The organism is Microbacterium sp. HMH0099 (genome assembly GCF_049384025.1).
Taxonomy (GTDB): domain Bacteria; phylum Actinomycetota; class Actinomycetes; order Actinomycetales; family Microbacteriaceae; genus Microbacterium.
In genome coordinates, this window is the sequence record NZ_JBMRJR010000005.1 from 150,368 (window position 1) to 168,280 (window position 17,913).

The 17,913-nt window shown below is 72.8% G+C and carries 10 protein-coding genes; 9 read left to right on the plus strand and 1 reads right to left on the minus strand.

Annotated features, from left to right (window positions below):
• The first annotated feature begins 28 nt into the window (after nt 1–28).
• From ACO03V_RS12620 to ACO03V_RS12650, 7 genes are all read left to right on the plus strand, one after another.
• On the plus strand, nt 29–1,162 hold the full coding sequence (locus ACO03V_RS12620; protein WP_423137819.1) for a serine/threonine-protein kinase: 1,134 nt from the start codon (nt 29–31) through the stop codon (nt 1,160–1,162).
• The gene (locus ACO03V_RS12625) at nt 1,162–7,083 is read left to right on the plus strand and encodes an Ig-like domain-containing protein (RefSeq protein ID WP_423137820.1); all 5,922 of its coding nucleotides are present in this window, start codon (nt 1,162–1,164) and stop codon (nt 7,081–7,083) included. The genes ACO03V_RS12620 and ACO03V_RS12625 overlap by 1 nt, the downstream gene beginning before the upstream one ends.
• A gap of 42 nt (nt 7,084–7,125) precedes the next feature.
• Complete coding sequence (locus ACO03V_RS12630; protein ID WP_367728583.1) at nt 7,126–8,091, plus strand: AAA family ATPase; 966 nt, start codon at nt 7,126–7,128, stop codon at nt 8,089–8,091.
• Between the two features lie 73 nt (nt 8,092–8,164).
• Nucleotides 8,165–9,538 (plus strand): DUF58 domain-containing protein, encoded by a 1,374-nt coding sequence (locus ACO03V_RS12635; protein WP_423137821.1) that lies wholly within the window; start codon nt 8,165–8,167, stop codon nt 9,536–9,538.
• Nucleotides 9,535–12,030, plus strand: a complete 2,496-nt coding sequence (locus ACO03V_RS12640) for a DUF3488 and transglutaminase-like domain-containing protein (protein WP_423137822.1) — start codon at nt 9,535–9,537, stop codon at nt 12,028–12,030. Before ACO03V_RS12635 ends, ACO03V_RS12640 begins: the two co-directional genes overlap by 4 nt.
• Nucleotides 12,027–13,643 (plus strand): DUF5684 domain-containing protein, encoded by a 1,617-nt coding sequence (locus ACO03V_RS12645; RefSeq protein ID WP_423137823.1) that lies wholly within the window; start codon nt 12,027–12,029, stop codon nt 13,641–13,643. Before ACO03V_RS12640 ends, ACO03V_RS12645 begins: the two co-directional genes overlap by 4 nt.
• Nucleotides 13,640–14,629 carry a hypothetical protein gene (locus ACO03V_RS12650; protein ID WP_423137824.1) on the plus strand — a complete coding sequence of 330 codons (990 nt, stop codon included), beginning with the start codon at nt 13,640–13,642 and terminating at the stop codon, nt 14,627–14,629. The genes ACO03V_RS12645 and ACO03V_RS12650 overlap by 4 nt, the downstream gene beginning before the upstream one ends.
• Before the next feature lie 49 nt (nt 14,630–14,678).
• Here ACO03V_RS12650 and ACO03V_RS12655 read toward each other — a convergent pair whose 3' ends face one another.
• Nucleotides 14,679–15,572 (minus strand): hypothetical protein, encoded by an 894-nt coding sequence (locus ACO03V_RS12655; RefSeq protein WP_423137825.1) that lies wholly within the window; start codon nt 15,570–15,572, stop codon nt 14,679–14,681.
• 196 nt (nt 15,573–15,768) lie between these two features.
• Here ACO03V_RS12655 and ACO03V_RS12660 point away from each other — a divergent pair, with 196 nt between their 5' ends.
• Nucleotides 15,769–17,067 carry a hypothetical protein gene (locus ACO03V_RS12660; RefSeq protein WP_423137826.1) on the plus strand — a complete coding sequence of 433 codons (1,299 nt, stop codon included), beginning with the start codon at nt 15,769–15,771 and terminating at the stop codon, nt 17,065–17,067.
• Between the two features lie 472 nt (nt 17,068–17,539).
• Entirely contained in the window at nt 17,540–17,908 is a 369-nt protein-coding gene (rpsL, locus tag ACO03V_RS12665; RefSeq protein ID WP_013584051.1) for a 30S ribosomal protein S12, read from the plus strand.
• Nucleotides 17,909–17,913: the final 5 nt, after the last annotated feature.

A 17,913-nucleotide genomic window follows, 5' to 3' on the forward strand; every position in this document is an offset into this window, starting at 1 on the left:
GGGGAGTGTGACCGGGGAAAGGGGCACGATGCCGCAGCGCCTGCCCTCCGCGCCCCCCATCCTCCCCGGGCTGGCGTACATCCGACCGCTCGGGTCGGGCGGCTTCGCCGACGTCTTCCTCTACGGGCAGGACATGCCGCGCCGCGACGTCGCGGTCAAGGTGCTGCCGAGCGACGTGCGCGACCCGGACCTGCTGCGCATGTTCAACGCCGAGGCGGACGTGCTGGCGCACCTGTCCGCGCACCCGTCCATCGTGACCGTGTACCAGGCGGGCATCTCGGCTGACGGCAGGCCCTACATCGTCATGGAGTTCTGCCCCGGCTCGCTCGCCCAGCGGTACCGGGTCGAGCGGATCCCCGTGCCCGAGGTGCTGTCCATCGGCGTGCGCATGGCGGGGGCCCTCGAGTCCGCCCACCACGCCGGCCTCGTGCACCGCGACGTCAAGCCGAGCAACATCCTCGTGACCACCTTCGGGGCGCCGGTACTCGCCGACTTCGGGATCTCGTCCTCGCTCGTGCGGCAGGGCGCCGACGAGATGCTGGCCATGTCGGTGCCGTGGAGCGCGCCGGAGGTGATCTCGGAGCAGACCGCGGGGACCATCGCCAGCGAGGTCTGGAGCCTGGGGGCGACCGTCTACTCGCTGCTCGCGGGCCAGAGCCCGTTCGAGCGGCGGGAGCGCGGGCAGAACTCGCGCGAGCAGCTGCGTCGCCGCATCGCCCGCGCCAGCTACACCGACATCGCCCGCACCGACGTGCCCCCGTCCCTGCAGGCCGTGCTGGCGCGCGCGATGGCCCGCGCCCCGCAGGACCGCTACGCCAGCGCCCGCGAGCTCGGGGAGGCGCTGCAGCAGGTGCAGGCCGAGTTGCAGCTCGCATCGACGCCGCTCGAAGTGCCCGCCGCCCAGTGGACCCCGCAGGTCGGCACGGTCGACTTCTCGGACGGGACCCTGCGCGGCCCCGCCCGGTCGCGGATCGAGCGCGACAAGTCGCGCAAGTTCCGCGACTCCTCCGGCGTGCGGGGCCTCGCGCGGGACGAGGACACCGACATCTCGGCCCCCGGGCCGTCGCTGCACCGGTCGGTGCCGTGGGTCCTCGGGGCCCTCGCCGCGGTGGCCGCGGGCGCCGTCCTCGTGGCCGCGTTGTTCGCGACGGGGGTGCTGTGATGCGCCGTCGCACCATCGCCGGTCTGGCGGCGAGCATCGCCGCGGCCGCGCTCGTGGTCACCGCCTCCGTCGTCTGGCCGGGGCTCGACGCCCAGGAGACGCCCGAGGTCGACACGTCGGTGTGGGCGCTGCAGACCGGCGACGGCCAGCGCTACGCGCGCGTCAACACGACCGTCGGCGAGTTGGACACGGTACGCACGGTCGGCAATCCGACGCAGGTCGCGCAGGCCGGCGACGGCGCGTACCTCTTCACCGACAGCTTCAGCAAGCTCGCCCGCATCGACGAGGCGCAGCCGATCGACCTGGAGCAGGAGCAGCTCGACGACGCGCCGGACAGCCCGTCCGGGACGACCTCGGTGGTCACCGCGGGGGACTTCGTCGTCTACCGCACCGACACCGGCGTGCTGCACCTCGGGCGGTTGAGCGAGGCCGGTCGGACGCCGCCGGAGTTCGACCCGTTCGGCACCGCGGGCGACGAGGACGCCCCCTCCTACACGGCGGACGCCGTCGCGCTGGACTCCCGAGGGATGCTCTTCTCCTACTCGGCGGCGGACGGCTCGGTCGTGAGGTACGACCTCGACGCCGACGAGCTGCGCGGACGCGACGCGCTCGACGTGGACGCGGCCGCGCCGGCGCTGTCCGCGGCCGGTGACGACTGGGTCCTCCTCGACGCCGAGGACGGCCGGGTGTGGACGCGCGGCGGGGCGCAGACCACGATCGAGACGACCGAGCAGCTAATGGTCGGCGAGCCCGACCCGACGGGGAGCGCGGTCTACGTGGCCGACGAGCTGTCGCTGTGGAGCATCTCGGTCGACGGGGAGGCGCGGCCGGAGGTCGGCGGCGCGGCGAGCGTCCGCGGGCAGCCCGCGCGTCCGATCGTGCACGACGGCGTCGTCTACGCGGCCTGGCTGCTCCCGGGCGAGGCGAGCGGCACGCTCTGGAGCTCCGTCGCGGGGGAGACCGGTCTCGACTACGCCGGGGCGACCCTGCCCGACCAGCGGCGCCCCGTCTTCGTCGCGACCGAGAACGCCGTCATCTTGAACGAGACGCGCACGGGATGGGTCTGGACCGTCCCGGACGGCCGGCTCGTCTCCTCGAGCCAGAGCTGGTCGCTCGACGACCAGACCCAGGATGCCGCCGTGCAGAGCGAGGAACAGCTCAACGTCGTCCTCGACCCGAAGCCGCCGATCGCCGAGCCGGACGCGCTCGGCGTGCGCCCCGGGCGCCTCGCGACCCTGCCGGTCCTGCTGAACGACCACGACCCGAACGAGGACGTCCTCAGCATCGTCGGCGAGAGCGTCACGGGACTGGACCCCGGCTTCGGCTCCCTGTCCATCACCGACGACGGGCAGCGTCTCGCCGTCCGCGTCGCCCCCGACGCCACGGGGACCGCGACCTTCCAGTACGCCGTCACCGACGGCACGGCGGCGGACGGTCTGCTGTCCGCCCCGACCACCGTCTCCCTCACGGTCTCTCCGTCCGAGGCCAACAGCGCCCCCGTGTGGTGCGGCGTCGACCAGTGCCTGCAGCCCTGGCCCGTCCCCGAGGTGGCCCGCGGCGGCACCGTCACCGTGCCGGTGCTCCCCGGCTGGGTCGACCCCGACGGCGACCCCCTGCTGCTGCTGTCGGTCCAGAACCCGTCCGGCATCGGCAGCGTCGCCTCCACGCCCGCCGGCGAGGTCGTCTACCAGCACGCCGACGACGGATCCGGCGGCGATCAGACCGTGCAGCTCGACGTCACCGTGGCCGACACCGCCGGCGCGACGACCGTCAAGCCGCTGCTCATCCGCGTCGCGCCCGACCCGGCGCTGGCCGTCCAGTCCTTCGCCGTGGTCGACACCGCCGGCTCGGGTCTGACCGTCGACGTCGGCCCGCACGTGACGGGCACGGCGGGCAGCGTCACGCTGTCGTCGGTGCGGGTCGTCGACGACGCCCGTGCGCTGGCGACCGTGGTCGGCGGCAGCACCACGTTCGACTTCGCGGCGAACGACCCGGGCGTCTATCGCGTCGACTTCACGGTGAGCGGAGGAGGACGGGATGCCACGGGCACGGCCCGCATCACGCTCCTCGCCGCCGACGCCCCGCCGCAGCTGTCGACCTCGCCCGTCGTCGCGTTCGTCCGCCCGCAGGAGGACGCCACGCTGGACGTCTTCACCGCCGTGTCGAACCCCACCGGGCGCGTGCTGCTCCTGAGCGACGTCGAGGCGACCGCCGAGGAGGGCGCGTCCCTCACGGTCGACACGGTCGGGCAGAACGACCTCCGCGTGTCGGGGACGACCGCGACCGGCGAGGCGGGGCTGCTGGGCACCGTCGGCTACACCGTCAGCGACGGCACGGACGACGAGGGCGCGCGCGTGGCGGGGGAGGCCACCGTGTATCTGCTCCCGCCGGCCCCGGAGATCGCGCCCATCGCCGTCGACGACACGGTCGTCGTGCGCGCAGGCGCCCAGGTCGACATCCCGGTGCTCGACAACGACATCTCCCCGGCGGGCGGGCGCCCGACCCTCGACCCGGCGACCGTGCAGGCCAGCCCGGCCTCGGACGGTCTCGCCTTCGCCTCCGGCGGGGTCCTGCGCTACCTGGCCCCCACGACCGCCGGCGCGTACGAGGTGACCTACCGCGTCTCGACGACCGGCACCCCGTCGCTGTGGGACGAGGCGACCGTCCGCATCACCGTCCTGGGCGCCGAGTCCAACCGCGCGCCCCTGCCGGACACGCTCGAGGGCCGCGTGCTCAGCGGCGGCACCACGAGCATCGACTTCGACGGCTTCGCGACGGACCCGGACGGCGACGCGGTCGTCCTGGACCGCATCGTCAGCCAGCCGGACCGCGGCACCGCGGCGATCTCCGCCGACGGCTCCGCCATCGTGTACACCTCGATCGCGGGTGACCGAGGGCAGGTCTCCTTCCGCTACCGCGTCGCCGACAGCTCCGGCGCGACGGGGGAGGGCACCGTGCGGATCGGCGTCCTGGACGCCGAGGCCAACCCGAGCCCGGTCACCTTCACCGACTACGTGCAGGTGCAGGCCGGCGCGGAGAGCACGATCCGCGTGAGCCCGCTCGCGAACGACGTCGACCCGACGCAGGGTCGCCTCCAGCTCACGTCCGTGCGCCCGGACCTGCCCGAGACGCTCGTCGACGGCAGCGACAACCCCGAGTACGACCGCCAGAACGCGCTGATCGCCGACGTCGGCACGACGGGCGTGGTCCTGCGGGCCGGAGAACTGCCCGGCACGATGTCGTTCCTCTACGACGTGGAGTCCTCGTCGGGCAACACCGGCCGGGGCCTGGTGGTGGTCAAGGTCGTGCGCGAGCCCGTCCCGGACTACCCCGTCGTCGCGGACACGGTGCTCACGGCCGAGGACCGCGAGGACTTCACCACCGGGGTGGACGTGCTGGAGGGCAAGGCCACCTGGTCCGGCGGCGAGGTGAGCGACCTGCAGGTGTCGCTCTGGGGCCAGCCCACGGGCGTCGCCGTGGACGGGCGACGTCTGAGCGGCGAGCTGCCCGCGACCCGTCGCATCATCCCGTTCGAGGTCAGCGGAACCGCCGGCGGCGAGACGATCACGACATACGCGTTCCTCCGCGTCCCGGGGGACGACGACCTCACGCTCGCCCTGCGGCCCGGTGCGGCGCGGCAGGTCGACGAGCTGGCGTCGGTCGAGTTCGACATGGCATCCCTCGTCGCCATCCCGCGGCGCGCGACGCTCGAGGTCGGTCCCGAGGTTGCGTCCACCGGGGCCCGGGCCGAGGGGCGCTGCTCCGTGAGCGGCTCGACGGTGCGGTACGACGCCGGGGCCGGGTCGCCCTACACGGACGCCTGCCAGGTGCCGGTCCGCCTGGCCGGGACCGAGGAGTGGACGCTGCTGTCGGTGCCGGTCGGCATCGTCGCGCGCAACCCGCAGCCCGAGCTGCGGCCGGGCTCGGTTACGGTCGGCCCGGGGGAGACCACGACCTTCGACCTGCGCAACATGACCTCGTGGCAGCTGGGGCGCGAGGACTGGGCCGGCATCGCGTACGCGCTGGACTACAGCGGATCGGCGTTCCAGGTCGCCCTCGAGGGGTCCACCGTCCGGATCACGGGCTCCGACCGCGCGGTGCCCGGCTCCGAGAACGCGGCCGTCATCGGGGTGACCAGCCACGCCGCGGTGGCCCCGGCCCGCCTCCTCCTGCGCGTGGGGGCCGCGCCCTCGACCCTGCCCCAGGGCGGGTCGACGGCGCAGCAGTGCTCGCAGGCGGGAGGCTCGAGCTGCACGATCGACGTGGTCGGCGCCGGCGGCGAGGTCAACCCGCTGCCCGGCACGCCCCTCGAGGTCGTCGCCGTCCGTCCGACCGGCGCGTGCACGGGCGTGGGCTTCTCCGTCGCCGACAGCTCGAGCATCCTCGCGTCGTGGTCCTCCGACGCCCCGGGCGCCACGTGCAGCGCGAGCGTCACCCTGCGCGACGCGCAGGGGCGCACGACGGCGGCGACGCGCGACGCCCGGGTCGTCCTCGACCTCCTCGGCTACCCCCGCGGGCCGGCCAGCGTCCGTCAGACCGCCTACGGCGACGGCTCCGTGACCCTCCGCGTCGACCCGGGCGAGGCCCGTGCCGCCTACCCGGGGCTGTCCGGCTTCGTGGTGCGCACGGGCGGGCAGACGGTCGCGCAGTGCAGCGCGGACGGGTCCTGCCCCCTCATCTCCGCCCCCAACGGCGAGCAGCGCGAGTACGTCGTCACCGCGGTCAACGGGGTGGGCGAGTCGCGCGCCGCCGCCCGGACCACGGCGTGGGCGTACAACCCGCCGCCGACGCCGACCAATGTGTCGTGGACCCCGGTCCAGACGCGGGACGGCCAGGGCAACCTGATCGACATCGAGATCCGGGGAGTGGATGCCACTCAGGTCGGGTCCCTCGAGATCGTCAGCGCCGCGGGCGACCGCCAGACCGTCGACGTCCGGCGCGGGCAGGACACGGTCCGCGTCAACGGCTTCCGGGTCGGCAGCAACGCCCCCACCACCGTCACGGTCATCCCCGCCTCGCGCTTCACCGCCCCGCCGGGCCTCGGCGGAGCCGCCCCCGGGCAGGGGTACAGCTTCTCGGCCCACGGCGTCGGGGCGCCCGTCAACCCGGTCCTGACCCTCACGTCACGGTCCACCGGCAACGACCGCTCCACCGTCATCGCGGACGCCGCGGCCGGACAGAACGGCGCCGACTCGGAGGTGCGCTTCGGCATCACCGACGGCTTCCGCTGCACGACGAGCGCCGACGGGCAGCACCGCGAGTTCCCGAACGTCGCCGACGGCGAGGTTTACGAGTACCGGATGTGCGCCGAGTCCTTCTACCAGGGCCGCTCCTTCGGCTCGGTGGAGGCGACCGCCCAGATCGACGTGGCGCAGGACACGTCGGCCCCGACCGGGTACACGTTCTCCGTGGACCGCGCCCCGGTCGTGGAGGGCAGCACGGCCCGCTGGCGGATCACCGAGATCAAGACGGGCAGCGAGCCGCCCCGTCGCAACGACGTCAAGTACGAGAACTTCGACGGCGGGCGCTCGACCGTCTTCGGCAGCGACCCCGGCATCCGCGTGTACTTCGAGCACGAGCGCACCGGCAAGCAGTCGCAGCGCGGGGCCGTGAAGCCGGCCTCCGGCAGCGCGCCTTACCAGGTGCAGGCGTCGGCCGAGCTCTCCTCCTGCACGGTCGGGCAGCAGGTCGAGGCCACCTGGTCGTCCAGCAATGGCGCCGCGGCCGGCACCGCCGACTACTCCGGCGTCGTCTACCGCGACGCATCCGGCGCACGGGTGGACCCCGGCGAGACCCCCCGCACCGTCCCCGCCGGGACCGCGACGGTCTCGGGCATCCGCGTGACGATCGACTGGTCCGCCCAGGGATGGGGCCTCTCGAACGCCGTTCTCCCGGTCTCCGGCTCCTGCCGTGCCGGCTGATCCCGTCCCCTCCTCTCCCCCACACCGAAGGACACGCACCGCATGACGATCACCCAGGAGCAGGCCACCTGGTTCGCCCAGACCTTCTCGCAGATCGCCGACAACGTCGAGCGCGCCGTGCTCGGCAAGCGCCACGTGGTCGAGCTCGTGCTCACCGCGATGCTCAGCGACGGCCACGTCCTCCTCGAGGACGTCCCGGGGACGGGCAAGACCTCGCTCGCGCGCGCCGTCGCGCAGTCGGTGCAGGGGACGAACACCCGCATCCAGTTCACGCCCGACCTGCTCCCGGGCGACATCACCGGCATCACGGTCTACGACCAGCAGACCGGGAAGTTCGAGTTCCACGCGGGCCCCATCTTCGCGAACATCGTGCTCGCCGACGAGATCAACCGCGCGAGCCCGAAGACCCAGGCCGCGCTCCTGGAGGTCATGGAGGAGGGACGCGTCACCATCGACGGCGTCTCCCGTGAGGTCGGCGTGCCCTTCCTCGTGCTCGCGACGCAGAACCCCGTCGAGCAGGCCGGCACGTATCGGCTGCCCGAGGCGCAGCTGGACCGCTTCCTCCTGCGCACCTCCCTCGGCTACCCCGACCACGCGGCGACGGTCCGTATCCTCGACGGCGTCGCCGTGGCGACCGGCGACCTGCGCCCGATCATCACGCCGCAGGCCCTCGTCGGCATGGCCGACCTCGCGGCCAACGTCTACGTGGACGCCCTCGTGCTCGACTACATCGCCCGACTCGTGGACGCCACGCGGTCGGCGGACGAGGTGCGCCTGGGCGTCAGCATCCGCGGGGCGCTCGCCCTCACGCGCGCGACGCGCGCCCGCGCCGCCTCCCAGGGACGCACCTACGCGACCCCGGACGACGTGAAGGCCCTGGCCGTGCCCGTCCTCTCGCACCGCCTGATCCTGCACCCGGAGGCGGAGTTCGACGGCGTGACGCAGGAGGCGGTCGTGGGCCAGGTCCTGCTCGACACGCTGCCCCCCACGCAGCGCGAAAGCGCATGAGACGCCTCGCCGGCGGCATCCATCCCGGTCCCGGCCCGGCGGCCGTGACCGCCTCAGGCGTGCGGATGCCGCGATGACCGACCTCCGCACCGAGTCCCGCCTCACCCGCACCTCGGCGGGCACCATGGCCACGGGGTCGCGCACATCGATCACCTCCACGTCGTCGCGTCGGCAGCGCCGTCTCGTGCGCGCGATTGTCCGGGCGGCCGATATCTGGCGCGTCGTCGTCGCCGCCGTGGTCGGCGCGGTGCGGTGGGCGGGACGGACGGTCCGGCCGGCGGGGGCGCTCGTCGCCGTCGCCGCGACCGCGGGGCTGCTGCTGGGCGTGGCCTTCGGCTGGATCGAGTGGATGGTCGCGGGCGCCGTGTCGCTCGCGCTGCTCGTCATGAGCGTGCCGTTCCTGTTCGGCGCCCGGGCCTACGACGTCGACCTGGCACTCACGCACGAGCGCGTGGTCGCCGGTCAGGGGGTCACCGGTGCGCTCGTCGTCCGCAACGAGGGCTCCCGCCTCGCCCTTCCGGGGCGGCTGGACATCCCCGTCGGCCGCGGTCTCGTCGAGTTCGGCGTCCCGCTGCTGCGTCCGGGGCAGAGCGTCTCCGAGCCGCTCGAGGTGCCCGCGCTTCCGCGCGGGATCGTCCGCGTGGGACCCGTCACCACCGTCCGCAGCGACCCCCTGGGGCTCCTGCGGCGCGAGCACGCGTTCGACGACGTGCACGACCTGTACGTGCACCCCCGCACGGTGGGGCTGCCGTCCACCAGCGCCGGGCTGATCCGCGACCTGGAGGGCAACGCCACGCGGCGGCTCGTCGACGCGGACATGTCCTTCCACGCCATCCGCGAGTACGTGCCGGGGGACTCCCGCCGGCAGATCCACTGGAAGTCCACCGCCAAGACGGGGCGCCTGATGGTGCGTCAGTACGAGGAGTCCCGCCGGTCGCGCATGGCGGTCGTCCTGGGCGTCGCCGACGCCGAGTTCCTCGACGGCGACGAGTACGAGCTCGCCGTGAGCGCCGCCGCGTCGCTGGGCCTCCGCGCGGTCCGGGACGCCCGCGATGTCGCGGTCGTGACCGGCTCCGAGATCCCGCGCGTGGTGAAGGGCCGTCTGCGGGCCGTCCGGAACGTCGCGACGGTGACCCCCCGCGCCATGCTCGACGGGTTCAGCGCCCTGGAGCGTTTCGAGAACACGATGGCGGTCGAGGACGTCTGCCGGCTGACCTCCGAGGCGAACGAGCGCCTGTCCATCGCGTTCGTCGTCACCGGATCCCTCGTCCCCGTCGCGCGGCTGCGGCAGGCCGCGCTCGCCTTCCCCGCCGACACGGCCGTGGCCGCGGTGGTGTGCGACGAGCGGGCCCACCCGCGCATGCAGGCGGTGTCGGGCCTGACGGTTCTGACCATCGGAACTCTCGACGACCTCGCGGGACTGCTCGTGCGCGGAGCGACGTCGTGAGCGCGGGACGCCGCGACGCCGCGGCGCGTCGGCGGGTCGTCTCCGGCGCGCTCTACACCGCGGCCGCCGTGGCCCTCGCCGCGGTGGCGGCCTGGCCGGTCTACGCGGGCGGCGCGTTCCTCGTCCTGGCGGCCGTCTCCGCCGTCGTCGCCGGGGCCGTGACGGCGGTCGCCGGCTGGCGGCGGTGGAGCGGGTGGACCGTGGCCGCGACCCTCGGCGGCGCGTTCGTCCTGCTGGCGGTGCCGCTCGCCGTGCCCTCGCGGCTCGGCGGTCCGGCGGAGATCCTCCGCGGGCTCGGGGAGGCGCTCGCGGGCCTCGTGCTGGCCTGGAAGGACCTCGTCACCGTCGACCTCCCGGTCGGCACGTACCGCAACCTCCTGATCCCGGCGCTCGTGGTGTTCCTCGTCGGGACGGCCCTCACCCTGCGCCTGTCGTGGCGCACCGACCGGCTCGCCGTCGCGGCGGTGGTGCCGGGTCTGGCCATGTCGGGCTTCGGCCTGTTCTTCGGTCGGACCTCGACGAGCGCCCCGCTGACGATCGGTCCGGTCACCGTCCCCGCTCCCGTCGAGGCCGCGACGGGTCTGCTGGCGCTGGTCACCGCGATGCTGTGGCTCGCCTGGCGCGCGCACGACGAACGCGTGCGCGCCCTCGACCGTGCGGCCGAGAGCGGCCCCGTGCCGACGACGCGCCGCTCGTCGCCCGCGGACCGCCGTCGCACGGCCCTCGGCGCGGCGATGCTCGCCGTCGCCGTCGTCGCCGCGGTCGCGGTCGTGCCCGCCGCCGCGCGGGACGCCGACCGCCAGGTCCTGCGCGCGGCCACCGGCCCGGAGCGTCAGATCGCCGCCGCGGTGAGTCCGCTGGCGGAGTACCGCGCGATGTTCTCCGACGAGCGAGCCGACGAAGTGCTCTTCACCGTGACCGGGGACGACGGCGTCCTGCCGGAGCGGATCCGCGTCGCGACGCTCGACGCCTACGACGGCGAGGTCTTCCGCGCGTCGGGCGCCGAGAGCGGGCGTTTCGTGCGCGTGCCCTCCCGGATCGATCCGGGGGAGGGGCGCGAGGTCGACGTGCGGGTGCTCATCGACGCATGGGACGGGATCTGGATGCCGACGGCGGGCAGTCTCGCCCGGGTGCGGTTCGACGGCGAGCGGCAGACGCTGCTCGCGGACAGCTTCTACTACAGCGCCGGGGCGCAGGCCGGCGTCCAGACGGCCGACGGCGGCCTGGAGCCGGGCGACGGCTACGTCCTCTCGGCGGTCGAGCCCGCGACGACGGACCTGGCCGCGCTCGAGGCGCCCGGGGCCGGCGACGCGACGCGCGGGGGCGACAACCTGCGTCGATGGGTGGAGGAGCACGCGACCGGCGAGGGCGGCGCGGCACTCGACGCGCTCGTGCGACTGCTGCGCGATCGCGGATACCTCAGCCACGGCCTGCTGCCCGCCGAGGGCGCGCCGGCCCCCGCGTGGACCGCCGAGCTCCCCGGATACCAGCTGCAGCCCAGCGCGTCGGGACACTCCCTCGCACGCATCGACCTGATGTTCTCGCGGCTCCTGGAGCGCGAGGGCGACGCCCGCGCCGAGACCACCGGCAACTACGTGGCCGCGGTCGGCGACGACGAGCAGTTCTCCGTCGCGGCGGCGCTCATCGCGCGCGAGCTCGGCTTCCCGTCCCGCGTCGTGGTGGGTGCGCGGCTGACGTCCCCCGATCCCGGTGTCAGCACGTGCACCGACGGCGTCTGCCGTGCGCAGGACCTGACGGCATGGACCGAGGTCCGCGGCGTCGACGGACGATGGATGCCGCTCGACGTCACGCCGCAGTGGGAGCAGTCGCCGAGCCTCGAGGTCACCGAGCAGCGGGATCCCGAGATCGTCACCGAGGTGCGGCCCGACACGGTTGAGGAGGTCGTCCCGCCCGACCCCGTCCAGGAGGACAACGGTCTCGACGACGACCCGCGCGCCGACGACGGCGTCGACCTCGCCTGGCTGTGGCCCGTCCTGCGTGCCGCGGGACTCTCGCTGCTCGTCCTGCTCGTCCTGTTCGGCCCGTTCCTCGCGATCGTCCTCGCCAAGGTCCTGCGGCGTCGCGGCCGGCGCCGCGACCCGAACCCCCGCGCCGCGATCGCCGGAGGGTGGGACGAGTACGTCGACGCCGGAGTGGACGCCGGACGGGTCGTGCCGCGCGCACCGACCCGCCGCGAGGTGGCGACGGCGTTCGCGACGTCGTCGGGGGAGCGGCTCGCGGAGGACGCCGACCGTGCCGTCTTCTCGCCCGCGACGGTGACCGCCGACGAGGTGGAGCGCTTCTGGCGCATCGTCGAGGCGGATCGGCGTGAGCTGCTCCGTCAGCGCGGCTTCTGGCGACGGCTCCGCGCGGCCGTATCGTTGAGATCGTTCGTGCGGCTCCTGGCTCCGCGCCCGTCTCGGCGCGCAGCTCCGCACCGGGACGAGAGGGGGAGGCGCCGGACCGACGATCGGTCGCGCCGCAGCACATGAACGATTCGACCTCGGTGGTCCTCGGACTGCTGACCCTCGTGCTCATCGTCATCCTGTACGTCTGGGTGGGGCTCGCGCTCGCGGCCCTGTTCCGCAAGACCGGCGAGGACGCCTGGAAGGCCTGGGTGCCCGTCCTGAACACCGCGACGCTGCTGCGCGTCGGCGGCTTCTCGCCGTGGTTGGTCCTCATCAACCTCGTGCCGTTCTTCGGCCTCATCGCCTTCGCCGTCATCTGGGTGATCGTGCTGCACCGTGTCTCGACCGCCTTCGGCGCGGGCGGCGGCATGACCGTCCTGGGCGTGGTGCTGTTCCCGGTGTGGGCGAGCATCCTCGGCTTCGGCTCCGCCCGCTGGGAGGGGCCGTCCGGGACGGCTGGGGACCTCGACCCCGCCCGCCGGCGGCAGGACCTCGACGGTCCCTACGTCCCGCTCATCGGCGGATGGATCCCGGATGCCGCCCCCGAGGGCCCTGCGACGCCGATCGGCTCTGCGCCGGGTCCCCGCCATGAGCCGTCCCCGCTCTCCGAGCCGGTCGCGCTCCCCTTCGCCGCGCCGTCCGGCTCGCTGTCCGACGCGGTCCCCGGCCCGGTGGACTGGGCGCCGCCCGCGCGCACCGTCGAGGACGACGCCGCTCCGCCCACTTCCGTCTTCGCGGCGCTCGACGCGATGCGCGACAGCGCGCCCGCAGACGAGGGCGTCGGTCGCCGTGCGGACTCGTCCCGTTCGGCGACGAGCGACGAGAACGCGTCCGCTGCCCCCGTCGCGGCCCCGGCCGACGACGCCCCGGTGATGTCCGCGCCCGCCGACCTCGACGCGAAGGATGTGGACCACGACCGGCCCGAGCTGATCTCGGCCGCTCCGGTCGTCGACGCGCCCGTCCGGCGCGGGAACCCCTCGTCAGGTGAGACCCCCGCCGCCGCCGCCCCCTCCGCCGTCGCACCCGAATCCGCCCCGGAAGAGCCGCAGCCGCGCGACGACGCGTCCGACGCCCCGTGGGCGGACGTGCCGCGTCGAGGGGAGGGCACTCCCGTCGCGCCCATCGGCAGCGTCCCGCTGACCCGTCCGGCGCCGCCCTCGGACCCGACCCCGACCGTCGACGACGACCTGCACGACGACTTCCCCGAGCCGTCCGAGGCGGTGTCGGCGGTGGTCGGCGCGCCGGACGCGGGGGCGCCGCGCTCCGCCCGGACATCGGTCTCGGCGCTCTACACGCAGCCGGAGGTGCCCGGCGAGGACGACTTCGAGGCCATGGACCGCACCGTGGTCGCGCGTCGTCGTCGCATCCCGTGGCGGCTCGTGCCGCCGAACGGCACCGCGGTCGACATCACCTCGACCGTCGTGATCCTCGGCCGTCGCCCGTCCCCGGATCCCGCCTACCCCGACGCGCAGCTCGTCGCGATCTCGGACGAGACGCGCACGGTCTCGAAGACGCACGCGCGTCTCGAGCTGCGATCAGACACCTGGTACGTCACCGACCTCGGGTCCACGAACGGCGTCCTGTTCGCCACCCTCATGGGGACCGAGGTCGAGGCGCCTCCCGGCGAGGAGATCGAGGCGGGCGAGCGCTTCTTCCTCGGCGACGCGGAGGTCCGCCTGTCGCGGAGCGAGGCGTGACCAGCGCGGACGGGCCCGACGACGTCGACGACGTCACCCTCTGGGCCGGCCGTCTACGTCCGTGGCCGGCGGCCCCGGCTCCAATCGACGCCGCCCCGGACGACGACGCCGTGGACGAGGAGACGGTGCGCTCGCGCCCGCCGGTGGGCGTCCCCGACGAGGAGACGGTGCGCTCGCGCCCGCGCACGGACGTGCCGGACGAGGAGACGGTGCGCTCGCGCCCGCGCGCGGAGGTGCCGGCCGACGATGCGGGGGAGTCGCGCCCGCTCGCGCCGCCGGACCTGCCCGACGAGGTGACCGTGCGCTCGCAGCCCCGCCCGTCGGTCGACGGGCCGGAAGAGGAGACGGTGCGGTCGCGCCCGCGCCCGACCGTCCCGACCGGCGACTCGGGGGAGTCGAGCCCCGCGGGGGAGGACGAGGACCCGCTCGACGCGACGGCTGTCGTCAGTCGGTCCTCGCGTCCCGCTGTCGACGACGACACGACGACGGGCCCCCGGGCATCCGGTGCTGCCGTTCTCGACGACACGACGACGGGTGCCCGCACCCGGCGGCCCCGGGCCTCGGCCCTCGACGACGTCGCGGACACCGCGGTGGGTACGCGTCGCGCGGAGGGTCGGGATGAGACGGAACGGCGGACCCGCCGCGGCGACGTGCGCACCGCCGGTCCCGCGGCCGCGCCCGACCCCGCGCCGGGGACGCGGGCCGCTCTCCGGCGGGCTGAGCCCGATCCCGTCCTCGGCGACCTCGCGCGGCGGTCGGCGCGGACGCCCGACACGCTGGACCGCGACACGTACGGGCCTCGGGAGGACGGGGCCATCCGCGTCGAGCGTCGCGCGGTCCCCGTCCGTGCCGCGGGCGCGGGCGACGCCGGCGCCGTCCGGCCGCGCTCCGGACGCCGGGGCGCGGTGGTGCTCCTCCTCGTCGCCGCCGGGGTGCTGCTCGCCGTGACGGCGGCCGCGATCGCCGTCGCCGTCCTCGCGTTCTGAGCCGATTCGTCAGCGACGCGCTCCTCGAGCCCGTTCATCGGGAAGAATTTCAGCCGGCCACACCGCGATCCTTCTGTGCCCTTTGCATCGCCCGAACCGATCCGAAACCGGAGGTCAGCGCGGCCTCCTCAGCGGTGACGAGCCCTGTCGCCCGCAACCGGTCGGATAGCCGAAGGCGGTGACGACGTATCTCGAGACCAGGAGATGTGCCGCGCCTGGCGAATACCCGTGACAAGTACTGGCGTGACACACCCATGGCTTCGACAAGAGACTCGACCGTCATGTCGGTGCCATGTCCCCATGTCTCGATATAAGCGAGGGCGTCCATGTAGAGGCGGCGGGCGTCGCGCTGGAGCGGCGGCCGGTCCGCTTCCACGAACAGCAGTTCGACCGCATCCTCCAAGACCTTCTGCAGCGTCTGCAGGAACGGCGGAGACAGGGTGCCGTCCGAGTTCAGCGTCGCGTTGACGGTCGAGAGGAAGACCTCCGACGCAACCGAGGCGGCACGTGTCCCGGAGGAGAAGAGAGTGAACGGCCGTAGGGAAAGAACCGGCGGGCAGGGGAAGTCCGCCTCGATACGAGCAGTGGGCGACTCGGTGACGAGTCCCAGCTGGTGCCCATCGGGGATGACGGCGACGTCATCAGATCGAAGCCTGTGATCCAATCCGTCGACGCTGAGCTTCGCCTCGCCGTCGACGAGGAAGATCACACGGAGCCTGTCGGCAGCGTCAGGGCCTGGCTCATTTCGGTACTCCAGGGTGGCGGCGGTGTGCCATAGACGTCTCAAGGTGTAGCGGGGCGCGGCGATCTCGTCAGCGACCAGTGCGCGTTGCTCGACAGAGGAGGGCTTCGCGCCCCACCACCCTCTCGCGGCCAGCCATTCGTTGACCCGTCCTTGGTCGAGGCGGTAGCGGGACCGACCGATTCGTTCAGAACTGCTCATTCTTCCCAGAAAGATAAACCCCCCTTTCTATCGCGGTTTGAAAGGCTGCGGGTCGTCACCCGCGACAGGGGCAACGCATCATCCGGTGTCGCCGGCGTGTAACCCGACGCGACTTCATGGAAACCGCAATTCTCGGTCTTTCGACGAACGCCCGACTATTTCCTTGCTGTAACCACTCTCGAAGAAATGAGTATCCATGTCTGAAGAAGCAAGGGCTGAATCCGGCGGCGTGTTCACGGATGCGGACGGGGTCAGGCGGCGCACCCTCATCGCCGGAGCGGCCTGGACGATCCCGGTGATCGCTGTTGCGACGGCGTCTCCTGCGACCGCCGCCACGAACGATCTCAAGCTGGCCTTCGACAAGAGCTCGTACAGCGGAACTGGGTGCGAGACCATCAAGGGCGCGTACGTGACCGCGACGCGCGGGGGCAGCGCCGCAAGCGGGGAGTCCGTCACCGTCACCCTCGCGGACGGGTACACCTTCGACGGGGGTTCCACGACCTATACCGGCACGACGGGCACGGACGGGCGTTTGAACCTCCCGGCGATCAACGTCCCGCAGAAGGGCGGTGACAGCACGTTCTCGGCGACCAGTGGCTCCGCGTCCACGTCCGCACCGGTGACCGGAGCGGAGGGTGGGCAGGCCATCCAGGTCAAGGACAAGGCGACCAACTCGACGAAGGTGCCGAATGGCGCGACCCCCCTCAACGCGGGGTACTTCCTCCAGGGCACCACACTGTACTTCCTCGACGGAACGGTCGTCGCGTCGGATGTCGCCGCCACGAGCACCGGCTATTACGCGGACGGACAGGGGAACGGAAACTACATCAACTACCGAACCTCGGACGGGAAGCTCTACCAAGCGGAAGGAACGAAGTCGACGGCGGCGAGCAAGATTCCTGACGGGGCGACCCCGCTCAATGCAGGGTATTTCCTGAAGAGCAGCACGCTGTATTTCATCGACGGCACGAAGATCGCGACGAACGTCGCGGCTACCAGTGACGGCTATTACGCTGTCGATCAGGGCAACGGCGGCAATTTCATCAATTACCGTGACAGTGACGGAAAGCTCTATCAAGCGACCGGAAATACGTCGACGGCCGCCAGCAAGATCCCCGACGGGGCGACGCCGCTCGATGCCGGATACTTCCTGAACGACGGCGTCCTCTACTTCATCGATGGTACGGAGGTGGCGAAGGACGTGGCGGCCACGAGCACGGGCTATTACGCGTCGGGGCAAGGTACGAACAGCAACTTCATCAACTACCGCGACAAGAGCGGCAAGGCGTATCAGGTGGACGCGACGAAGGCGACGGCGCAGTCGAAGGTTCCGGATGGCGCGACACCGCTCAACGCGGGTTACTTCCTCAAGGACAACGTCCTGTACTTCGTGGACGGAACGAAGGTCGCCGAGAACGTGGCGGCCACCAGCACCGGCTACTACGCCAAGGACTACGGAAACTACGTCGACATCCGGACGAGCGAGTGCTCCTGACCTAGACCGACGGGCGCCACCGCGCGAGGGACGGCGGACGATCGCTCGGAAGCCGCCCCGGGGCCGCAGACGCACGTCTGCGGCCCCTCGTGCGTGCGTGCACGTTCGGACCGGTGCTGTCATGACCATGGTCCGGGCGCTGAGAGCCCTTCTCGCTGGCATCCGTGATCCACACCGTCCGCACAGTCGCGGACGTTTGCCGCCCCGCGGAAACGCGCGTATCATTGAGCGGGTGTGCGCACTCGCGCGCGCTGCGTCGTGCCTCGGTACGACACCAGGCGACGAAGGCTCCCACATCTCAGGGACGGGTCTGCGAACAGGCCACCCCCACGGCATATCCACCACTCCCGCGTCCGATCATTCTGGCGCGCGGTGGATCACACGTGAGCCCGACACGTCACGAATCGCAAGATGCGCGACGAGTCGGGGGAGACACGACGCTGTCACCGTGCAGCACAATCAAGGAGAGAACGTGCCAACCATTCAGCAGTTGGTTCGCAAGGGCCGCTCGCCGAAGGTCTCGAAGACCAAGGCTCCCGCGCTGAAGTCGAACCCCCAGCAGGCCGGCGTGTGCACCCGCGTGTACACGACCACCCCGAAGAAGCCGAACTCGGCGATGCGCAAGGTCGCTCGTGTGAAGCTCCGCAACGGCACCGAGGTCACCGCCTACATCCCCGGCGAGGGCCACAACCTGCAGGAGCACTCGCTCGTGCTCGTCCGTGGTGGTCGTGTGAAGGACCTCCCCGGCGTCCGTTACAAGATCGTCCGCGGTGCGCTCGACACCCAGGCTGTCAAGAACCGTAAGCAGGCTCGCAGCCGCTACGGCGCGAAGAAGGGCTGAGAACC

Excerpts from the sequence above, each read along its gene's own strand:
- ACO03V_RS12660 (WP_423137826.1), top strand. The coding sequence starts at position 15,769 with ATGTCTGAAGAAGCAAGGGCTGAATCCGGCGGCGTGTTCACGGATGCG.
- ACO03V_RS12635 (WP_423137821.1), top strand. The coding sequence starts at position 8,165 with ATGACCGACCTCCGCACCGAGTCCCGCCTCACCCGCACCTCGGCGGGC.
- ACO03V_RS12645 (WP_423137823.1), top strand. The coding sequence starts at position 12,027 with ATGAACGATTCGACCTCGGTGGTCCTCGGACTGCTGACCCTCGTGCTC.
- ACO03V_RS12630 (WP_367728583.1), top strand. The coding sequence starts at position 7,126 with ATGACGATCACCCAGGAGCAGGCCACCTGGTTCGCCCAGACCTTCTCG.
- ACO03V_RS12620 (WP_423137819.1), top strand. The coding sequence starts at position 29 with ATGCCGCAGCGCCTGCCCTCCGCGCCCCCCATCCTCCCCGGGCTGGCG.
- ACO03V_RS12625 (WP_423137820.1), top strand. The coding sequence starts at position 1,162 with ATGCGCCGTCGCACCATCGCCGGTCTGGCGGCGAGCATCGCCGCGGCC.
- ACO03V_RS12655 (WP_423137825.1), bottom strand. The coding sequence starts at position 15,572 with ATGAGCAGTTCTGAACGAATCGGTCGGTCCCGCTACCGCCTCGACCAA.